Here is a 15909-nt window from a genome sequence, read left to right as displayed (position 1 = left end):
TACTCTCCATTTCATTGTGATACGTCATCATCCTGCGATGACGCTGAGGGTTTGCCCGGTATCAGGCAGGCATCAGCCTGCGGTACCAGACTGATTTCGACACGGCGGTTGAGCGCACGCCCATCCGGGGTGTCGTTGGTTGCGAGCGGACGGCTGTCGCCATAGCCCTGCACCGCAAAACAGCTTTCCGGCACGTCGCCGGTGTCACGCATCCAGTCACGCACCGCTTCGGCACGTTTCAGGGACAGCGTCTGATTGAGTTTCGGGTTACCGGTGATATCGGTATGGCCGGACACGACAATCAGCCAGCCCGGCTTCGCCTTAACGCCGACCAGAGCGTTCACGAGCATTTTGGTGGACCCGGCTTTCAGCGCCGATTTGCCCGAATCGAACAGCGACATGCTGTCAAGACGAAGGGGTTTCGGACCCTGAGTGATTTTCTTAATGACCGGTGGAGGCGGTGGCGAAAGTGCCCAGTCACTGACGGCGGCGTCAACGGGCGGAACCAGGCGCAGCCCCTGATACAGACCCAGGCGATAACGCAGTGGCTCCCCGCGACGCTGCCAGTCGTCCAGCAATGCGCCATCGGCCCTCAGGCGCTGCTGCGCCCGCAGTTTCGGGGCAACAGGCTGACCCGGCAGCTGGTGATATAACGCAAGGCGATCGCCAACATTACGAATGAGGCGCTGGTTGTTCATCCAGGACGCCAGCATGGCGAGTGCCAGGAAAATCCCGCCCAGAAATCCGGCGTAACGCCAGAACTCCATTCTTTGGCTGACACCCCGTCGGCGCGGTAACGCCGGCAGCAGCAGTTCAGGCAGCGGCAGTGGTTCTGTCGTCACAACGGCATCCGGTGGCAGCGCCGTCACGGAAGTCATGTGCTGTTGCCAGAGATTGCCCGCGATACCACTCACCGGCACCATGCATATACCCTGCACGCAGGGCTTCATCACCGGCAGTTCGCCCTGCCGCACCGACAGAAGGTCATTCACCGCGATGCTCTGCCAGGCAAGCAGGCTGTCCAGCCACAGGCCCTGACTCAGTCGGGAAAGTCGCCCGTCAGATCCACTCTCCCGGGTCCACTCTGTTAGTGACACATTGCCCTGACCGGGCTGATAGACCTGAACACCGCTTCGCTGGCTTACCCTGGTAAACCAGACAGGCTGTGCTTCCGCGCAGGCCACAGGAGGCGATACCCAGGTAACTGTCCACAATGGGAGGAGAGTGCCAAATGCCGCACGGCACCGGACGACAGCACGCTGCCAGCCCCGCAGGGACTGGGCAAAATCATCGCCTGAGGTATGCTGTTCAGGTACCACCGCCAGCATGACGGAGATTTGCGACACCAGGGCCGGGCGCATCAGGCTCAGGTGCTGGGTCAGTATTGGCAACTGTTCTGCATCCCTTACCCACAGATACCAGCCCTGCCGGGTTTCCCGGTGGCGGGAACCGGACACAAACAGCGGGGCGTTGTCGCCACAAACGAGGATGACCGCCCCCTGAAAATCTTCCGGCGGCAGGTTTTCATCCACGATCTCACGGGCAGCGGTCGTCTGCGCCTGAGATGCCCGACGCTGACGCCAGAACATCACCCCGGACACCAGAACAACCAGCAGGCTGAGTGCCACACGGCTGTCCGTGGACAGTGGCCAGAATCCCAGGATGAGCCACAGCGCCAGCACGGCACCCAGGGCAGTTAACACACTTCGGTACGCATCCCGCATCGCTTACCCCGGCCTGACAATCTGGCTTACCAGGTCAGTAAGCGAAGACGAAAGGAAGAACCAGAGCACCACCAGGGCAACGGCGGCCACAATCCAGGTCAGCCAGTACCCGCGACGGCCGCTACGCAGGCGTGACGCCCGGGTAACAATGGGAGCGTCCTGTGCCAGCATGAAGGCCGGCACCCGTTCCGCGAGCGCACGAACGATATCTTCCCGACGCTCATCATCCTGGGCGCGATACTGACCGACGAACCCCAGTTGCAGGGTCCGGTACATGCAGGTCAGAACGGCGGCGTCAGGGGCGGTTTCTTTCAGCAGGTTGCGGATCCGCTCCCACAGCTCCTCACCGGCATTGAGGGTGCCAAAGAAGTGTGCCTGCAGCGGGTCCCGGCGCCATGTCAGGTAACCATCATCGGTGGTTCCCCGATTCATCACGCTCTCATCAAGCAGTGCACACAGGGCATACACCATATGGTCACGGCTGATGTCGCTGTAACCTGCCTCAGTGAGCGCCGCTTTCACCTCCTGTACCAGACGGCAGGCCCGGCGATAAAGCCCTTCCCCGTCCCGGACTTCCTGGCCGCCACGTAGCTGGCTGGCCATCAGCCAGCCCGGGTAGAAAATACGCTCAATTTGACTCATTTCTGATGTATTCATGTGCGCAGCACCGCAAAGAGTTCAAGTTTCACCTCCCCCAGTGAGCGCGGGGTATAGAAGGTGCAACTGCCCATCTCCAGCATTGCGCGAGCCGCCTCCGTACTCAGATCCAGCGAGAAATACTGGTTCTCAAGACGTAGCGGAATGGCTGCCGGAACATGACTGACAGGTTTGAGGGTCATCCCGCTCAGGGCCACATTCACCACATCGGACACATCATCAAAGCTGCCCGCTTTACACAGCTGCGGGAATTTCGTCTGAAGCTCATGATTCGGCATGGAGGAGCGTACGGAAAGGTAGAGGTCCGCCCCTTCGCGCAGGCGCGCATCATGCAGGGCACCTTTCCAGATCTGATCCTGGTGCTCCAGGTGAATGCTGACCACGCGCGATGGCAGGCTCGCTTCCAGTAGTTTGTCTAGCAGTGCCAGCAACGGCGGGAATACCCGTTCAGGGGCATCGTGCTGATAAGCCGGAATGTCCCCGGCGTCATGCTCCAGTGAGAAGGTCAGCAGGCTGCCGGCCAGACGGGTCAGTTCGCGGTACAGCAGTTCCGGGTGACGCTCCGGTGTCTGCAGCAGTTCCGTCAGCACCGGCTCGGCGCTGTTCAGGGCATTGAGCAGCCAGAACAGGGAGACATCCGCGACTGCAAAGTCGGCCATCCGCTCGTTGCTTTCACGGCGCATGGCCATCAGGCGACGACGGCGGGCCTGCAGACGCACCAGCAGGTCACCCAGTTCGGTGACAAGCAACGGGCTGGCAGAAACAGACAGCATCGGCGGGATAAAAGCCGGGTCACGGCTCCACTGCCCCTGCGCATTACGCACCAGACGGGCCACCGGACAGGTCAGGTATGCCGTGTTTTCCTGGCTGGACAGACGCAGAGTCAGCGCATGACGCAGGATCGCAAGTTCCCCGCTTTCATGCCCGGCCAGTTCCTGCACCACCACACGCTCCGCTTTCCAGCGGCGCGGCCGCTCACTGTCCTGACCGTTATCGAGATTGCCGCCACTGGCGCTCAGCAACGGCAGTGCGATAACCACATCAACAGCGTCACTGCCGGCGGCAACAGACAAATCACAGACCGGAGGAAGCGTGTCAGCCAGGTCAGTATCTACAAGAGTACCGTCCTGAAAACGCACCACTAGACGGGTGGCGTTCAGGCGCGAGAGCGCCAGTGCAGCATCATCAAATTCTGCCGCCACCACGCCCCAGGGATAAGAAAACCCCATCCGGGCGACCATGTCGGCAACGTGTTCACTCCATCGCGCCTGCTGCTGGAACTGTTGCGGGGCCAGAGCGGCCCCATCCTCCCAAAGTGGGCGGTAAATTTTCATCCCTGATTTCCTCTCGCCTTACGATTTGGCCTTCGGCATCTGGGAAACCAGTGACAGGTTGACGTCCATCCCTTCCACCTGGAAGTGCGGAATAGCAAACAGTCGGACACGGAAAAAACCCGGGTTGTCTTCGATGTCTTCCACTACCACTTTCGCGTCACGCAGCGGGTGAGAGGCCTGCAGTTCATCGCCCGGATCGGTCATTTCAGTGACCAGTCCACGCACCCAGGTATTGAGCTCAAGCTCCAGCAAACGCCGATCCTTGGTGGTACCGATATTTTCGCGCTGGATAAGCTTGAGGTAATGCGCAATACGCGACAGCAGGAAGATGTACGGCAAACGGGCATTGATACGGCTGTTGGCCGTGGCATCAGCGGTGTCATACAGGGCCGGCTTCTGGGTGGAGTTAGCGCTGAAGAAGCAGCTGTAATCGCGATTTTTGTAGTAGGACAGTGGAATGAAGCCCAGATTGGCGAACTCAAACTCGCGGGTTTCCGGGATCATCACTTCAGACGGGATCTTGACCTGATTGCCGGTGCCCAGATCGTACAGATGAATAGGCAGATCCTGGACGGCGCCACCGGCCTGCGGGCCACGAATTTGTACACACCAGCCGTTGTTGATGAAGCTGCGTACCATGTTGGATGCAAAGGCAAACGAGGCGTTGGTCCACAGGTATTTGTCGTGATCCGGGCCTTTGACTTCTTCCATGTAGTTGAAGCTACGAACCGGCACAGTGTCCGGGCCATACGGCAGGCGACCCAGCACGCGCGGCATGACCAGGCCGATATAGCGGGAATCGTCCGTATCACGGAAGGATTTCCACTTAATGTATTCAGCGCGGTCAAAGTAGTTACCGATATCCTTGATGGCCGCCACTTCCTCCATGCTGTTTTTCAGGAAGAATTTCGGACCGGCAGAGCCGATAAACGGCATATGCGCGGCGGCAGACACTTTTGAAATGTTGCGCAGCAGAGCGACATCCTGTGCAGACGCATCAAATTCGTAGGCAGAAATCAGCGCAGCGATAGGCTCTCCACCCGGGGTGTCATACTCATCGATATATGTATGTTTATACAGTCCGCTCTGGATGATTTCCGGGCTGTCTTCGAAGTCCTGACGCAGATCTTCTTTGGACATATCCAGCAGTTCAATCTTCACGTTCTGACGGAAATCGGTTTTGTCGACCAGCGATTTCACGCCGCACCACAGGCTCTCCACCGCCTGAAATTCTTCGCTATGCATTACCGCATCCAGCTGACGGCTAATCTGGTAGTCGAGCTCAGCGATATGATGGTCAATCAGATTTTTGTCCAGCTTTTCAACTTTTGAGCCCGATTTAGTCAGACACTCCAGGAAAACCTGCATGCCCGCTGTTAAACGTTCGTCCGCAGTGGCATCCGACATCGCCTGTGCGTCCTGCCAGATATCCAGCGCACTCAGCTCGGACACAGGGTTCAGATTGATTTTTTCAAACAGGGACGCATAAACCCCACCCGCAGCAGGACGTTCCAGCACCACGCTTTCGCCACCCGCGGCATTCTCATTTTTTACAGACATCAACATCTTCCTTATTAATCCGTTAAATCATCGTGACGGTTATGGCTGTTTTGGGGCCAGGGCTGAAAGTTCGGCTCTGAGTTCTGCACTTAATGCCGGGTCGAGCAGAATTTTTTCCAGCTCCTTTCGGAAAGCCTGATTGTCCAGCAGGTTCGCTTTTAAATCGCGAAGCAGGTTGCGCATGGAAAGCATCGCTTTCAGCTGAGGTATTTGACGGGAGACCTGCTCCGGAGTGAAATCCTTCATGCTCCGGAATATCAGTGAAACACTATTTTCACTGCCGTCATCAGCAAGCGTGTTTTTAACGGTCAGATTGACTTTTGGGGAATATTCGGAAAGAACAGAATCAAAATTATTTTTGTTCAGATTAACTTTTTGGCGCTCAGACAGTGATGCAGATTCCTGACCATTACTGAAGTCGCCCGCCACCAGTAATTTCAGGGGGAGCTCTGTTTTCTTGCTCACGCCCCCCGTATGCAAATCCAGTTTTAAATTAATACGTGCCTTGGGTATTTCGGACTGAAAGGATGAATCAGACATGGCTGTCCCTGCTCTATTGCGTGATCGAAACCGTCACAGCCAGTGTCAGATATTAAGAACGGCTTACCCTGCCAGAAAACATTCCTGCTTTTAAACATTAACTACAAAGCAGAACCGGCGGTCAGAAGCGAGTACATTCCATTTACTGGCGATATGACGCGGTATAGAAGCGTGAATCTGAAAGTTTATTTTTCAGACAAAACCCCATGGCGCGAGTTTAGAAATAGTGGGTCAGATAAAGGAAATGATAAGATGTAACAAAAGGTAACAGTGAAGGGCTGGCGGGAGTGAAAAGATAGCAATCTGATATATAAGACTTTTCTTAAGCTAATCGCTCACGGGCGCATGACAGCTGAGATTGCCAGATGTTTCAGCCAGCTGTTCAGTTCAGAAAGGAGCAGAAAAATGCCTGACGGCTAAAAAGTGCGGTAGATGATCATTTAATAGAATTGGGTCAGTAATTGATGACGACACTCAACCCAAACAGGTTATTTACAATCATAAGATATGTTAATAATTTGTGGCGCTTTATGCGCTGCTTATAGCGCCTGTTGTCGCTAAGAAGGTCATCCCTTCCCCCGCCGACACGCCGACGGCGTCATGCTATACACCTGCCGGAAACGGTGGCTGAAGTGCGCTGAAGAGTGGAAACCACACTGAAGGGCAATATCGGTCAGCATCAGATCGGGCCGCGCAAGCAACATCCGTGCACGATCCATACGACGGCGCATCACAAACTGGTGCGGCGCTTCGCCCGTGGTGTGACGGAACATGCGGGCAAAGTGAAACTCACTTAATGCCGCTTCCTGCGCCAGCACCGCCAGAGTTAAAGGCTGGTCGAGATGCGTTTCAATAAATTCCAGAACCCGCCGCAATACCGCTGGAGCCAGTCCACCCCGCACCTGGGGCAGTTGCCACTTTACTTCACTGTAGTGCTGCAGCAGATGGGTGAGCAGCAGTGTTGATGCGCTGCTCAACGTCAGCTGGCTGGCGGGCTGTTGCCAGTCGCTGCTCAGCAGGAAGTGCCGATAGAGTTGGGTGATGCGGTCATCAGTGGAAAAAACTTTCTCATGCAGATTTAACTGCGCCGGGCTGCGGTCCCAGACCTGTTCGGCCAGCTGTCGCAGCTGGTTCTCGCTGCAATAGAGATGAACAAAAGCGAGATCGGCACGCAGATCCCATGTCGATTCCGTGCCTGCCGGCATCAGACAAAAACGATCCGGTGCGCCCCCGTTACGCCAGCCGTGTGCGGTTTTATGCCAGGTATCGTAGCCGCCCGCGACATAAAGACTCAGGGTGTGATGATCGCTGAGGTTGGTGACGCGATCGCCACTGTTAAACCAGGCCGCCAGCTGAATGCCGTTGTTAAGTTGCACCTGATCGCGCAGTTGTGCTTTGTGGCGTTGCAGCATGTCAAAGGTCTGGTAACGACTCATCGGGGTATCAGTTCAGGTAAACAGAGTGCCAGTTTACGGATTGCGCGGGACAGAGAACAGGACACATTGGGACGGATGTCAAAAATGCGCAAGATTTTGCAAACTCTGCGCAAGCCGCTGCAAGAACCGAACGCATTACCGGCGCAGACTCGGCGTTTTGCAGTGGAGAATCTGGCAATGAACCTGTTTTTATATCTCTCAGTCGTTCTCATCTGGGGCACGACATGGATTGCTATCTATGCGCAACAGTCTGCGGGCATCAGTGCCGTTACCGTCGCTGTCTTCTGGCGCTTTTTGCTCGCTTCACTGGTCATGTTATTACTGCTTAAGCTGATAAAACGGCTGCACAGCCTGACGCTGCAGGACCATGTCTTCTGTATGCTGCAGGGCTGCTGCGTCTTTGGCTTCAACTTTGTCTGCTTCTATTACGCGTCCGGCTATATCAGCAGCGGACTGGAGTCGGTCATTTTCTCGATGGCCGTGATGTATAACGCCATTAACAGCTGGATATTTTTCCGTCAGCGCCCTTCCGCGCGTCTGATTCCGGCGATAGTGCTGGGCATGGCGGGCATTGTTGCGTTGTTCTGGCACGATTTGCGTAGTACGCAGGCTTCTGCCGGATTGATGTGGGGAATTGGCTTGAGTGCGCTGGGCACGCTGGGATTTTCATTTGGCAATATGATCAGCCAGCGGCATCAGCGTCTGCAACGCGACGTGCTGACAACCAACAGTTACGGCATGTTATACGGTGCGCTGATGATGGCTTTGATCTCACTGCTACAGGGTGTTTCGCTGCAGCCAACCTGGAACACGCAGTGGCTTGGAGCCTTAACCTATCTGGCCATTGTGGGATCGGTGATAGGTTTCGGCGCTTACTTCACACTGGTGGGGCGTATCGGCGCCAGTCGGGCGGCTTATACAACCGTGTTATTTCCACTGGTTGCGCTGGCGCTTTCTACCCGCTTTGAGGGGTATGAGTGGCATGTCAGCGCCATCCCTGGCCTTGTCATGATTTTGCTGGGCAATATCGTGATGTTTGCCCGCTGGCCGGCAAGCCGTCGCCGGATCACTATCTGACACGGAGCGGGCTCAGGCCCGCGTCCGCACAGGCATTACGCCCACTGCTGCTGAAGAAGTTTCTGTGGTTGATTGATCGCTTTACGCGCGATCCAGTAGAGCAGAACACGCTCATCGTCACTGTCACGATCGGCCATCGACAGGAGTTTCAGTGCCAGCGTCGATTTGGTCACAGGCTGTTGTTCTGTACTGAGTTCAATCACCGCCTGACCGATGATGCAGCAAACGTCATCCTCACTGGTGCTGGATTCATATGTCCGGTCTTTCATATTTCCTCCTGTTAAGTGAGCTGTAAGCCTGGCAAAAAATCTGGAAACCTGCTCACAGAAACAGCTGCCTGAAACATTATCTTACGGCTAATTACGCTTATTCATTAAGTTGCCGCTTTGCTTACTCTTCACGCGGCGTCGCAAATCCTTTCCGATGCCATTCATACCGCCTGAATGGCATTTCATTCCCTGATCCGTTCCGTTCATGCCTTTACTGCTCACGCGCGCGAATCACTGTTTTATTCTGACTGCAGTTTCCAGATTCCCCTGACGGGAGAGAAAAATCATGAACCAGACTCAACAGGCTTCTTACCAGCGTTCCCGCTGGCTTACATTGTTCGGCACGGTAATCACTCAGTTCGCGCTGGGGTCAGTCTACACATGGAGTTTGTTTAACGGCCAGCTGTCGCAGAAGCTGGATGCCCCCGTCAGTCAGGTCGCTTTTTCTTTTGGCCTGCTGAGTTTAGGTCTGGCTATCGCCTCTTCGCTGGCCGGGAAATTACAGGAACGTTTTGGAGTACGCCGCGTCACTATCGGTGCGGGTGTGTTGATGGCGCTGGGTTTCTGGCTCACCGCCCATGCGAATAACCTGATGATGCTTTATTTCAGTGCCGGCCTGCTGGTGGGTCTGGCCGATGGCGCGGGTTACCTGATGACGCTGTCAAACTGCGTGAAGTGGTTCCCGGAGCGCAAAGGGATGATCTCTGCCTGTGCGATTGGCGCATACGGTCTGGGCAGCCTGGGGTTCAAATTTATCTGCGGGGCGCTGCTGGCGACGGTCGGTCTGGAGCAGACCTTTATGATCTGGGGCGTGCTGGCGATGTCGATGATCATCCTCGGTGCGCTGCTGATGCGTGAAACGCCACTGCAGCAGAACGGAGCTGCTACGCAGGGCCAGCAGAATGCGCGGGATTACACGCTGGCACAGTCGGTGCGACTGCCGCAGTACTGGATGCTGGCGCTGATGTTCCTGACCGCCTGCATGAGCGGCCTCTATGTGATAGGCGTTGCGAAAGATATCGGCGAAGGGCTGGTGCACCTCTCCACGCAGACTGCTGCCAGCGCGGTAACGGTCATCGCGATTGCCAATCTGAGCGGTCGGCTGGTGCTGGGCGTGCTCTCTGACAAAATGATGCGCATCAGAGTCATTTCACTGGCGCAAATCGTGTCGCTGATCGGAATGAGCGTGCTGCTGTTTACCCGGATGAATGAGATGACCTTCTTCCTGTCACTCGCCTGTGTCGCCTTCAGCTTTGGCGGCACCATCACAGTATTCCCGTCGCTGGTCAGTGACTTCTTTGGCCTCAACAACCTGACAAAAAACTATGGCCTGCTTTATCTCGGCTTTGGTATCGGTAGCGTGCTGGGCTCGCTGGTCGCCTCGCTGTTTGGGGGCTTCACCGTCACCTTCAGCCTGATTATGACACTGCTGGTACTTTCCCTGTTCCTGTCACTCACCATCCGCCTGCCGCAGAGCTCCGTCACGGCAGAACCGGTGTTGCAACGCCATTAATACTGACCGACAAATACAACGGGCCGCGATTAAGCGGCCCGTTTACGTTTAGCCGCGGAATCGCGGCTCGGCCATTCCCGCTACCGCGACATCCACGGCAAAGATATCGCCAGATTGTGGATAGCGCGCCAGCTCCTCTTCGGTACGATCTTCGCGTGAACTGGTGATGAACAGCGTTTTAAGATCGGCACCGCCAAAGGCCACCATGGTTGGCCACTTCACCGGCAGCAGGATCTCATCCACGATTTCGCTGCTCTGCGGATCGATACGCACCACGCGTCCGCCATCAAACTGTGCTGACCAGTAAAAGCCTTCACTATCCACTGCGGCACCATCCGGTAATCCCCCTTTCGCGTCGAAGCGGCGGAACAGGGTGCGTTCGCCCGGTTCACCCTGCTCATTTAACGGATAACGATAGAGCGCCTCATTCGGCGTGTCGCTGTGATACATCCAGCGCCGGTCGGGAGAGAATGCCAGTCCGTTGGAAATTTTAATGTCGCGCGCTTTCACCTCCAGTTTCAGGTCCGGCGTCACGCGGCACAGCAGCCCGCCATTTTTGTCCTGCGGTTCCCACAGGCTGCCGCACCAGAAGTTACCCCAGGGATCGACGCGGCCATCATTAAAGCGGCTTTGCGCGGCTACTCCCGGATTCTCTGCGATTTTCTTCTCAGGTTTACCCTGTGCATCCAGCAGCCAGACACCGCCACGTAATGCGGCGATCAGCCCGCCCTGCTCACGCAGACCGATGCATCCCACCTCTTCCGCCTGCGGGAAGGTCTGCAGTTCGCCGCTGACCGGATCAAAACGGTGAATCGCCGGTGCCAGGATATCGACACAGTAGAGCACCTGCTCTTCGACAGACCAGAGCGGGCATTCGCCCAGTTCAGCCTGTAAAGCCAGAATATTTTTCACGTCATGCGCCATGTTTTTCTCCCATTGAACTGACATGCTAATAATGTAGTGGTAAAAACTTTCAAATGAGAATTATTTTCGCTTGATTTTGAGACTATTCTCTTCGATAGTATTTAATATTCAGTTCATTCCGATTTATTTAATTCCCTCTGCTGTAAAATTCAGCATCCTGAAATATTCCGTCATATCTTCCTAAATAACTCTACAAAGCCTGCATCTTCACTCCACTTTTCCAGCGTAACGTCGTAGTCATTGGAAAAGAGGAGAAGCTTCCGATGAAGAGATTAATTAAAGTCGCTTCGGTGGTTGCGCTGATGACGTTATTAAGCGGTTGTATCATCAGCCCCAGACACGACAATGGCTGGCACCGCGGAGGTGGCGGCGGATATCATGGAGACTACTATGGAGGTTATCACGGTGGGTATCATGGCGGTCACCATCGCCACTGACGGGCAAAGATGTCACACAGCATAAAATAAAAGCAGTAAACTTTAAGGGCGGGATAATTATCCCGCCCGTTTTATTTAGCTTTTCAGCGCGTAATTACACTGGAACCAGGCTTTCTTCAGTCCCGGAATATGACTCTCCTGCGCAGGCAACGCCTCGACTTTATCAAATCCTTTACTGCTGCAGTAATTCGCCAGATCAATATCCATTGCATCACGATTGACCTTTTGCGGGTCAAAACGGTACTGCACAGTATTTGAGTCTGGATCTTCATCAACGCGTTCAAATGCCCCGGGTTTGCTGGCAGTACATCCACTCAGCAGGATCAGCGCCACTGCGCCGGTAATTAGTTTTTTCATTTAGTTATCCTCACGTTGCCGCGCAGTTTATGACGCAGCCAGTCACGCATCCATAGGATTAATGCGCGAAAAATCAAAACTTGAGAAGCTTTCACCGATTAATGTAATACGATTAAACGGCTATCACTATCGTGCCAGAGATGACAGGATGTATTCAGACCGAACGAAATGAAGACTGCACCACACCAGGAAATGCCAAAAATAAGAAATCTGTTCCTCTCTCTTCCCTGCCCGCGCTTAGCGGGCTTTTTTTCGCCCGCTGAGCGCTGACTTACTGGCCTGTCATTGCGACCATTCTACGTAAGAGGTTAGCGGCGCGCTTGTCAGGTAATGCCAGAATGGCACTATAGAGATCGATCGACATGGCACACAGCGAAGAGCGATCAACCGCCGTATCGGCAGGCATATTCAGCTGCTGCAGCTTATCGCCCCACCTGAGATAGAGTCGGCCGACGATCTCCTGCAGATCATCCTGCGCCTGCGTCTTATCGAGTGGCTGTTCGGGCGGAGGACTGTTGAGCAGCAGCTGCTCCATGGCCTCTGCCTCTTTATGATTCAGCGACGCAGGGAGTGTGGTCAGCAGATTGATGCCACCACTCACCTGCGGATAGAGATATCGAAAGCAGAGACCCGGATCGATCTGGTTCAGCGCGCGCATCTCTTCCACCGAGACGCCGATATAGTTAACCACCGCCGCATCCGTTCCACGCATCAGCCGTTGGTTAATGACCTCAATCAGCCAGCCACGCAGTTCACCCGTCGCTTTATCTGCGGGTTCCCCTTCGCGGATTCGACGGGTCAGCTCCTGGGTCAGCAACAGCCATAACGCCGGTTCCTGAGTCTGCAGCACCCGATAGCCCGGCATCTTTGCCAGTTGATTCACCGCCTGCTCACGCTGCGTGGCCTGCAACTGATGCGGCGCGACCCAGCTGAACCAGAGCAGATTCGCCAGTATCAGTGGCAGCAGAAAGAGGATCAGCCCCTGCCATAAACGCAGCCGGGTCGTTTTGATCAGCACAATGACGATGAGCGCCAGCAGCGCAAAGGCGGCCAGCGTAATAAAAAGCAGAGAATTCATGCTGCGGGGTTAATCCTTACGCACATCGATCAGCACAGGACAGTGAGCACGCTCGATAACCGACGCGCTGACCGAGCCTTTTAACAGCCGATTAAACGAAGAGAGATGTCGGCGTCCCATGATAATCATGCTGGCCTTAAGCTGTTGCGACTGGGCAACGATGGTATCTGCGGCGTCACCCGCCAGAATCATGCCGCGCGCATTAATGCCCGCGCGCAGTAACGGGGCCAGTGCATGGCGCACCACCATTTCCGCCGTATTCTGCTCATCCTGCGCCGCCACAAAATCGGCCGGGTCTTCACCCGCATCGATTTCCATCGGCTGATTACAGGACGAGTAGGCAGGATCGACACAGCAGAGCACGACGACATCGGCGCGATGCGCCAGCGCTTCTTCAATCGTTAAGGCAACCACTTTCTCCGCGACCGGAGAGTGGTCAATGGCCATCAGCAGGGTTTTCATCAGATGCTTATCCTTCAATCGCGGCGACTTTGCCGATTTCACGCACCAGCGCCTCTTTGCACTTCAGCATCTCGTCACGAAAACGGGCTTCGTGTCGAAGAAAACGTGCAGAGGGCACCAGCAAAGAGACAGAAAAGCGACCAAACAGCGTATCCAGCGCAAACGCCATGGTAGAGATACCTTCCAGCGTTTCACCGCGATCCACGGCGATACCGGTTTCGCGCACTTCCCTGATAAGTTGCAGCAACTGCGGCAGCGTTTTCACCGTCATATCGGTTAACTCCTGCCAGGCGTCGCCGACGATGGTTCGCACATCTTTTTCACACTCCAGCGCCAGCAACGCCCGTCCACCGGAGGTGCTGTAGAGCGGCAGATTGAGTCCCATATGCGGAACCACACGAAGCTCCCGCGACGCCACAACGTGGTGAATAATCGCCAGTTGGCTGCCGCTGGCGCGCGCCAGCGAGACCGTTTCATTAGTGTCGGAAGAGAGTTTTTCCAGCAGCGGACTGACCAGATCGACCACGTCGGTGTGGACGCTGGAGATCAGCTTTAACAGGGCCGGCCCCAGTCGCAGTCCACCCGCCCCGCTGCTGCGCACCAGTTCAGCGCTGTCGAGTGCGGCGACAATGCGCTGCACCGTTGAACGGGGCAGTTCCACCGCCTGAGCAATCTCGCCGAGGCTCATGCCGCCCGGCTGTTCGCCCAGCGCATTAAGAATTTTTGCCGCACGGGCGATGACCTGAATGCCGCCCGTTTTTTCCTCCTCGCGGCTGGAGGGTTGATGTGCCATAGCGTCGTCCTGTTTGAGCTGCCTTACTGTAGCGCGAATGCCGCACTTTTTACAGCCTGTACCACATTGCAATACAGCATACCGGGATGTAATATTACGTCCTGTATCACATCGCAGTACACTGCATCATAATAACGAGATCGCCTGCAATGAACGCCAAGCCAGCCGCCGCGCCGGCCCCTCATCCTTTTACATTGCGACTGGCCCTGGGCCTGGTCGGCGTGCTCATTGCTGCGCTGACCTCCGGGCTGAACGATCGCGTCAGTGATATCGCACTGGCCGATATCCGTGCCGCGATCGGCATCGGTTTCGATCAGGGTAGCTGGATTATCTCCGGTTATCAGGCGGCCGAAGTCGCCGCTATGATGATCGCGCCCTGGTTCGCCGTCACCCTGTCGCTGCGGCGTTTTACGCTCGGCGTGTCGGCGGGATTTATGCTGACCGGCATTCTGCTGCCGCTGGTGCCGGACCCAACGCTGTTTATCAGCCTGCGCGTGCTGCAGGGCCTGTTTGGTGGCGCACTGCCGCCGATGCTGATGACCGTCGCCCTGCGCTTTCTGCCCCCGCCCTTTAAGCTGTTTGGCCTGGCGGGCTATGCCCTGACCGCGACGTTTGGCCCCAACATGGCGGCCTCGCTGGCCTCACTGTGGACAGACCATGTCAGCTGGATGATGGTGTTCTGGCAGGTAGTGCCCGGCATGCTGATTGCAATGGTGCTGATTAGCTGGGGGATACCGCAGGACCCGCTGCGTCCGGAACGCTTTCAGCAGATCGATCTGTTCGGCATGGTGACCGGCTGCAGTGCTGTCGCACTGCTGGTTCTGGTATTGACCCAGGGTGAGCGCCTGGACTGGCTGAACTCCCCACTGATCGCCGGTATGCTGCTGGCCGCGCTGCCGCTGCTGCTGGTGTTCCTGATCAATGAGTGGTTTCACCCGCTGCCGCTGTTTAAATTGCAGATGCTCCGGCGACCAAATCTGGCGCACGGTCTGCTCGGGCTGGCCTGTGTGCTTATCCTGGGGCTTTCGGGTTCCGCGCTGCCGTCGGCCTATTTTGCGCAGGTCAGCGGCTTTCGCACCCTTGAGTTTGCCCCGCTGGCGCTGGCGGTGGGCCTGCCGCAACTGCTGATTGCGCCGCTAATTGCAGCTCTGCTGAATATTCGCTGGATTGACTGCCGCTGGATGCTCACGGCGGGCGTCGGCCTGCTGGTGACCTCCTGTCTGCTGGGCACGCAGATCACCAGTGACTGGGCACGACAGAATTTCTGGCTGCTGCAGATCCTGCAGGCGTTCGGCCAGCCGATGATTATTCTGCCGATCCTGATGAGTGCCACCAGCGTTGTCGCCCCGCCAGAAGGCCCGTTTGCCTCGGCGATGTTTAATACGGTACGCGGCTTCTCCAGCATCGCCGCCTCCACGCTGGTTGAGGTTTTCCTCTCCCATCGCGAGCAGTTTCACTCCAGTATCCTGATTAATCAGGCCGCCAGTCGCAGCTGGCTGATGACCGCGCCGACGGCCGATCAGGCCAGCCGCAGTTTGCCGCTGTTGCCGGATGGCAGCATCAGCGCCAGCGATAATCTCAGCGGATTCGCCACGCTGGTGCGGCATCAGGCCACGGTGCTGAGTCTGAGTGACAGCTGGCTGATGCTGACCGGCTTTGCCGCCTGCCTGTTATTGCTTACCGCCATCCTGCCCAAACGGGTCTGGCCGCCTCAAACTTTGATTCAAAACCCTTCCCGGAATAACTGA

General features: G+C 56.1%; 15 protein-coding genes. 3 read left to right on the top strand and 12 right to left on the bottom strand.

Going from position 1 to position 15909, the window contains the following annotated elements; translation table 11 throughout:
• Window positions 1–11: 11 nt before the first annotated feature.
• The 6 genes from PU624_RS09430 to PU624_RS09405 form a co-directional block, all read right to left on the bottom strand.
• Window positions 12–1724: an OmpA family protein gene (locus PU624_RS09430; RefSeq protein ID WP_283547403.1), complete on the bottom strand. Its 1713-nt coding sequence runs from the start codon at window positions 1722–1724 to the stop codon at window positions 12–14.
• A 3-nt stretch (window positions 1725–1727) separates the two neighbouring features.
• Window positions 1728–2381, bottom strand: coding sequence for a type VI secretion system protein TssL, short form (gene tssL / locus PU624_RS09425; protein WP_283547402.1), 654 nt, complete (start codon window positions 2379–2381; stop codon window positions 1728–1730).
• Entirely contained in the window at window positions 2378–3715 is a 1338-nt protein-coding gene (tssK, locus tag PU624_RS09420; RefSeq protein WP_283547401.1) for a type VI secretion system baseplate subunit TssK, read from the bottom strand. Before tssK ends, tssL begins: the two co-directional genes overlap by 4 nt.
• 18 nt (window positions 3716–3733) lie before the next feature.
• The gene (gene tssC, locus PU624_RS09415; protein WP_283547400.1) at window positions 3734–5281 is read right to left on the bottom strand and encodes a type VI secretion system contractile sheath large subunit; all 1548 of its coding nucleotides are present in this window, start codon (window positions 5279–5281) and stop codon (window positions 3734–3736) included.
• Window positions 5282–5314: 33 nt separating this feature from the next.
• Window positions 5315–5815 (bottom strand): type VI secretion system contractile sheath small subunit, encoded by a 501-nt coding sequence (gene tssB, locus PU624_RS09410; protein ID WP_283547399.1) that lies wholly within the window; start codon window positions 5813–5815, stop codon window positions 5315–5317.
• Window positions 5816–6381: 566 nt separating this feature from the next.
• Window positions 6382–7251, bottom strand: a complete 870-nt coding sequence (locus tag PU624_RS09405) for a helix-turn-helix domain-containing protein (protein ID WP_283547398.1) — start codon at window positions 7249–7251, stop codon at window positions 6382–6384.
• Window positions 7252–7428: 177 nt separating this feature from the next.
• On the opposite strand from PU624_RS09405, the gene PU624_RS09400 reads away from it, so the two are divergent.
• Complete coding sequence (locus PU624_RS09400; protein ID WP_283547397.1) at window positions 7429–8328, top strand: DMT family transporter; 900 nt, start codon at window positions 7429–7431, stop codon at window positions 8326–8328.
• Window positions 8329–8363: 35 nt separating this feature from the next.
• Here PU624_RS09400 and PU624_RS09395 read toward each other — a convergent pair whose 3' ends face one another.
• A complete protein-coding gene (locus PU624_RS09395; protein ID WP_090958994.1) occupies window positions 8364–8597 on the bottom strand; it encodes a hypothetical protein in 234 nt (77 codons plus the stop codon).
• Between the two features lie 286 nt (window positions 8598–8883).
• Here PU624_RS09395 and PU624_RS09390 point away from each other — a divergent pair, with 286 nt between their 5' ends.
• Window positions 8884–10110 carry an L-lactate MFS transporter gene (locus PU624_RS09390; RefSeq protein WP_283547396.1) on the top strand — a complete coding sequence of 409 codons (1227 nt, stop codon included), beginning with the start codon at window positions 8884–8886 and terminating at the stop codon, window positions 10108–10110.
• 48 nt (window positions 10111–10158) lie between these two features.
• Here the strand turns inward: PU624_RS09390 and PU624_RS09385 are convergent, their stop codons facing one another.
• The 5 genes from PU624_RS09385 to PU624_RS09365 all read right to left on the bottom strand — a co-directional run bounded on the left by PU624_RS09385 (window position 10159) and on the right by PU624_RS09365 (window position 14161).
• Complete coding sequence (locus tag PU624_RS09385; RefSeq protein WP_283547395.1) at window positions 10159–11034, bottom strand: SMP-30/gluconolactonase/LRE family protein; 876 nt, start codon at window positions 11032–11034, stop codon at window positions 10159–10161.
• Between the two features lie 512 nt (window positions 11035–11546).
• Window positions 11547–11828: a lipoprotein gene (locus tag PU624_RS09380; protein ID WP_283547394.1), complete on the bottom strand. Its 282-nt coding sequence runs from the start codon at window positions 11826–11828 to the stop codon at window positions 11547–11549.
• A gap of 271 nt (window positions 11829–12099) precedes the next feature.
• Entirely contained in the window at window positions 12100–12906 is an 807-nt protein-coding gene (locus PU624_RS09375; RefSeq protein WP_283547393.1) for a hypothetical protein, read from the bottom strand.
• 9 nt (window positions 12907–12915) lie between these two features.
• The gene (locus PU624_RS09370; protein WP_013358635.1) at window positions 12916–13368 is read right to left on the bottom strand and encodes a universal stress protein; all 453 of its coding nucleotides are present in this window, start codon (window positions 13366–13368) and stop codon (window positions 12916–12918) included.
• Window positions 13369–13375: 7 nt separating this feature from the next.
• Window positions 13376–14161, bottom strand: a complete 786-nt coding sequence (locus tag PU624_RS09365; protein ID WP_283547392.1) for an IclR family transcriptional regulator — start codon at window positions 14159–14161, stop codon at window positions 13376–13378.
• Between the two features lie 149 nt (window positions 14162–14310).
• Between PU624_RS09365 and PU624_RS09360 the strand changes: the two genes are divergently transcribed.
• Complete coding sequence (locus tag PU624_RS09360) at window positions 14311–15909, top strand: MFS transporter (RefSeq protein WP_283547391.1); 1599 nt, start codon at window positions 14311–14313, stop codon at window positions 15907–15909.

The sequence above is a fragment of the Pantoea sp. Lij88 genome (assembly GCF_030062155.1).
Lineage (GTDB): Bacteria > Pseudomonadota > Gammaproteobacteria > Enterobacterales > Enterobacteriaceae > Pantoea.
Note: the sequence above shows the minus strand (reverse complement) of the source record. Positions and strands in the feature narration are given on the sequence as shown.